Genomic DNA, 459 nt, shown 5'->3' with positions numbered 1-459 from the left:
GCGTCCTGCTGCTCGATCTGGAACCGCCGGATATCCTCGACGGTCGCGGTGTGCGGCGAGCGCCCCAGCCAGGTCGCAAACCGCCCGACGTCGCGCAAGTAGTTGCGCTGCGTCTCGCGTGAAAACCGGCGCATCGTCATGTCGTCGATCAGCCGCTGGCGTAGCGGGCTGATCGGGCCAACCGGAACAAGTTCGTTCATCGTTCGACTCCTCATATTGAAGGAGCCGAAAGGGTCTGCCCGTTACGGGCACTGCTCAATCCAGGCGGGACGTTCTCGTTGTCACGGGTAGCTCACCACAGGCACCACTCCCGCGCAGCGGGTCGTCTAATCGCCCCTCGGTCAAGTCCAACGAATTGATCGTTCATAACAGGCTGCGGAAAAAGGCGCCGCAGTGGTCACCGTCGATCTGCGTTCGAAGGAGGGGGACTGGTCTGTCGCTCGTTTCAGGGTGAAATTC

General features: G+C 61.7%; 1 protein-coding gene. It reads right to left on the bottom strand.

Annotated elements, in window-relative coordinates; genetic code table 11:
• Nucleotides 1–200 (bottom strand): phage integrase N-terminal SAM-like domain-containing protein (locus LH128_RS30630; protein ID WP_008833570.1); only part of this gene is annotated, 200 nt, incomplete at its 3' end.
• Nucleotides 201–459: the final 259 nt, after the last annotated feature.

Origin of the sequence: Sphingomonas sp. LH128 (assembly GCF_000293195.2) — a bacterium.
Lineage (GTDB): Bacteria > Pseudomonadota > Alphaproteobacteria > Sphingomonadales > Sphingomonadaceae > Novosphingobium > Novosphingobium resinovorum_A.
This window is presented reverse-complemented; position numbering and strand designations above follow the sequence as displayed.